Origin of the sequence: Campylobacter concisus, assembly GCF_002913745.1 — a bacterium.
GTDB lineage: Bacteria > Campylobacterota > Campylobacteria > Campylobacterales > Campylobacteraceae > Campylobacter_A > Campylobacter_A concisus_R.
The window spans coordinates 1-4,016 of the sequence record NZ_PPCG01000008.1; the positions used below are offsets into that span (position 1 = coordinate 1).

Sequence of the window (4,016 nt, forward strand, 5' to 3'; positions counted from 1 at the left end):
CGATACATTCAAAGAAATTATAAATCTCGAATACGATCTAAGCGATCCAAACGATCCAATTAGGGAAAGCACCATAATAGGCAGCCGAAAGAAAAAAGCACTTTTTCAAAATGTCCAAGAGCTTGAAGACATCATCAAAGAGCAGGTTATAAGCCGCTATCTTAACTCACGAGATGAAGTTATAGCCTACCTAAGAGAAAACGGCGTAGAAGTGCCAAAGATAAGCAAAGAATACATCAGCATTAAACTACCTGAAGCAAAAAAAACCACAAGATTAAAAGGAGCAATTTTTAATGAGCGATTTACAGACTTTGAAAGCCTTGCGGCAGAACTTGGACGAGTGGAAGCAAGAGTTAGGGAGTATCAAAGAGAGCGTATCGCAAACCGCGTCCCAAGGCTTAGAGAGCTTTATGCAAAACTTGAACGATTATGTGATGCCAAAGCTCGAGAAAACAACAAGCGATTTGAGCGAAGCAGCAAAAGAAATAACGGACGAATTGAACGAAGCAACGAAAGAGATCAGGAACGCGAAAAAGGAGCTATTACAAACAATAATGACCGAAGTCAGGTTCGATATGAACTTGCAGAAACAAATCAAAACAACCTACAAGGACGAGCAGAGAGCGCGCCTATACAAAGCATTGAGCCAAACGCTGGAACATATGAACAAGGAACAAGCCTTGATAATAGTAGTCGCAGTCGTATTTTTGGCGGCGGGCTATATCCTTTGCAAGTTAATATCATAAGGGGCAGCGATGAACGAGAAAGAATTTTACGAGAACTTATCAGATCAACTATTGAGCGAAATAGAGAAAGAGCGAGAAGGTCAAGCGAAGCTATTGAGCGAGCTAAACAACAATTTGAAGAGGCTATTAGAAGCACAAGAGCAAGAGAGAAACGCCATATTGAGCAGAATGCAGAGTTTAGAATTTGGCTTAGCGGAGCTATCGAGAGCTTTAGAGAGTGGAGCAGAGAGCGGACAAGAAGACATCTTGCAGGACTTCGCGAACTTACTCAATCAATTTGTGGGGCAATTTCAAGCACAATTCAAACCGCTATACAATCGCTTGGGGATACAGCTACCAGAATTGAAGCAAATAACGATCGAGAGCAAGAGAAAAGACAACAGCAGCAGAGCCAGAACGTTTATGAGCAGCCTAAAGCCGAGATAGAGGAACACCACAACACAAGACGAATGCGAATGTAAGCACAAATTCGATATAATTTTGATAGAGGTTAAAGCCAAAGGGTCGCAACCTCTGGCTTTAAATTTCACCTCTGAAGGGAGGTGGTTAATTTGAACCGCCTAATGTTCTTAATTGTAATTATAGCACTTTGTTTGCTAGTTACAAAGGCTTCATAAGCCTAGCCCCCCTAGTGGGGCTTTAAGAGCATTGACAGCCCTTTGGTTTCTTTCTATACTAAACAAAACAGCCCCTTATCATCTCCCCAATAATTGCTAGAGCTTTGCGGAGCGTAGCGACTATGCAAAGCGTAAAAGCTCGCGGACGAAAATTGCGCTAGCAATTTGAGCGCTGCTGAAGCGTCCGAATTTTTAGTCAGATTTTTTCAAAAAAGTGGTCGATTTTTTTTCGCGCGCGCGTTTTAACATCTTTTTATAAACTCTTTTATATCTTTTAGGGGTCGTGCTAGCCACGATGGGAACGGCTCTAGCGAAACCATAAGGCAATAAATTTACGCTGATAAGGCAATAAATTTACGGCAGATAGGGCAATAAATTTACGCTGATAGGGCAATAAATTTACGCTGATAGGGCAATAAATTTACAGCAATAAATATCTTTACATATTGCCTTATTTTTTATATAATAGGGCAATAAATTTACAGCAATAAATATCTTTACATATTGCCTTATTTTTTATATAATAGGGCAATAGATTTTAAAAGGTATTTTCTTATGAAAGAAATTGTTAAATACTCAAACGAACTAAACAAGGTAAATTTCAGCTCTCTAAAAGAAACACAACTCAACGTGCTTTTTACAATCCTAGCCAAAATACGCCACGAAAACACAAAAGATGGCATTACAATCCCCACAAAAGAGCTATTTGAACTAGCCGACATTAATAACGGTGGCGGTTATAGGGCTAATCTTTTAAGTAGCTTGGGAGTATTACAAGATTTTAAAATTCAATACACTTATGAGCGAAACAGCGATAAAAACGCAACAGCCCAAGAAGTTATATTCCCAAGACTACAAATTTACGATGATAAAAACGGCGAAGTTTTAAACGTCAAAGTTTCAGAAGCATTTAGGGAGCGGTATTTAAAGGCAATGCCACAATTTACGCGCTTTGAGCTTGAAGAGTTTGTAAATCTAAGCGGCACTTATGCAAAAACAATCTATCGCTTTTTAAAACAATACCGCCAAACAGGGGTTTGGCGCGTAAAATATAAAGATTTTATCGAGCTTTTAGGTATTCCCGAAAGTTACCGCGCAACAAACATAGACCAACAAATTCTAAAGCCAGTTATCAAGCAGTTATCCACTGAACGCAACTTATTTGATTTACGCAGGATACCATTTAAAGGACTTATGGTGCGAAAAATAAAAAGTGGTAAATTTATAGAAGCCTTAGAGTTTTGCTTTATACCGCAGCCCGTTTCGGAGCTTGAAAAGGACGAGAAAGAGAACGAAAGAAATCTAGCAACTATTGCAAGAGATATCCAAAGAGAAGAGAGGCTGCGATCTTTAAAACAAAACAAAATCGACGAGCTAAAACCCTACCTTTTCCAAAGCGTCAGAGTTAAAAATCCAAACACTCAAGAATATGACACCCTAAAAATTATTGAGCTAAATTATTACCAGGATAAAATCAAAGCCAAGCTAAAAAATTCTGATGATGACTACATAACCGAAATGACTTTCGAGAGCATAAAACACCTACAAAATTTCTTAGGTTTTTAGTCAGAGTTTCGACAAATTTATTTCAGGTTTCAATCATTTTTTTCTGCTATAATTCCCCCAATGTATTAATTTTTATTTTAGGCGAGCATACTCAAGGTAATACCTAACGGTATTCCTTGAGGCTCGCAAGGGGCTTTGCCCTTGACCCACAAAAGGGGCTTGCAGCCCCCTTTGAACCCCTGCTAAAAAGGAGCAATTTTGGCTGAGCAAAATGAGAAAAAATTTTTTGTCCGATCAATAAAATTCAACGAGGTCGAGCAAGAAAAAATTAACCAAATTTTGAGCGAAACAAATCTAACTTTTAGCCAACTTGTTAAATCAAAAATCTTTTTGAACCAACAAGACCAAATAAAGCAGGTCAAGAAAATGCAGAAAATCAAAGAGCTAGCACAAATAAGCGGATCAAAATATGACCTGGTAGATCAAGTTAGGCGCATAGGGAACAATTTAAACCAAATAGCGCGCCGTTTAAACGAAAATAAGCAAGGGGTAGTATCAACCATTGTTTTAAAAGAGATTGTTGAAATTAAAGCCCTTTTAGAGCGTCTAAAGGGTTAATATGCTTGTTAAGTTTTTTGAGAATAACAAGGGCGGCGGAGTTGGCAGCGTCTATTATTTGTTAAATGATAGGGTGCAAGAAGGCACAGCAAAGCTGCTAAGGGGCGATAAAGAGCTAACCCTAGCCTTAATTAATTCAATCGAGTATAAGCACAAGGTAACCTTTGGCAGCCTAAATTTTACTGAGAAAAATCTAACCGATGAAGTAAAAACCGAGATAATGGATAGATTTGAAAAAATGCTTTTGGCAGGGCTTGAAAGGGATAAAAACTTTAATATTCTTTGGGTAGAGCATACCGACAAAGAAAACCACCTCGAGCTTAATTTTGTAATCCCTAAAATTGAACTTCAAAGCCTTAAATCACTCCAACCATACTATCACAAAGCCGATCTTTCAAGGGTCGATACATTCAAAGAAATTATAAATCTCGAATACGATCTAAGCGATCCAAACGATCCAATTAGGGAAAGCACCATAATAGGCAGCCGAAAGAAAAAAGCACTTTTTCAAAATGTCCAAGAGCTTGAA

At 38.3% G+C, this 4,016-nt stretch carries 2 protein-coding genes and 2 pseudogenes; all 4 read left to right on the forward strand.

Going from position 1 to position 4,016, the window contains the following annotated elements; genetic code table 11:
• Positions 1-1,207, forward strand: a pseudogene (locus CYO90_RS10125) (hypothetical protein); the annotation flags it as partial.
• 711 nt (positions 1,208-1,918) lie between these two features.
• Positions 1,919-2,929 carry a replication initiation protein gene (locus CYO90_RS00690; RefSeq protein ID WP_103578074.1) on the forward strand — a complete coding sequence of 337 codons (1,011 nt, stop codon included), beginning with the start codon at positions 1,919-1,921 and terminating at the stop codon, positions 2,927-2,929.
• A 198-nt stretch (positions 2,930-3,127) separates the two neighbouring features.
• Positions 3,128-3,487, forward strand: a complete 360-nt coding sequence (gene mobC, locus CYO90_RS00695) for a plasmid mobilization relaxosome protein MobC (protein WP_103578075.1) — start codon at positions 3,128-3,130, stop codon at positions 3,485-3,487.
• A gap of 1 nt (position 3,488) precedes the next feature.
• Positions 3,489-4,016, forward strand: a pseudogene (locus CYO90_RS00700) (relaxase/mobilization nuclease domain-containing protein); the annotation flags it as partial.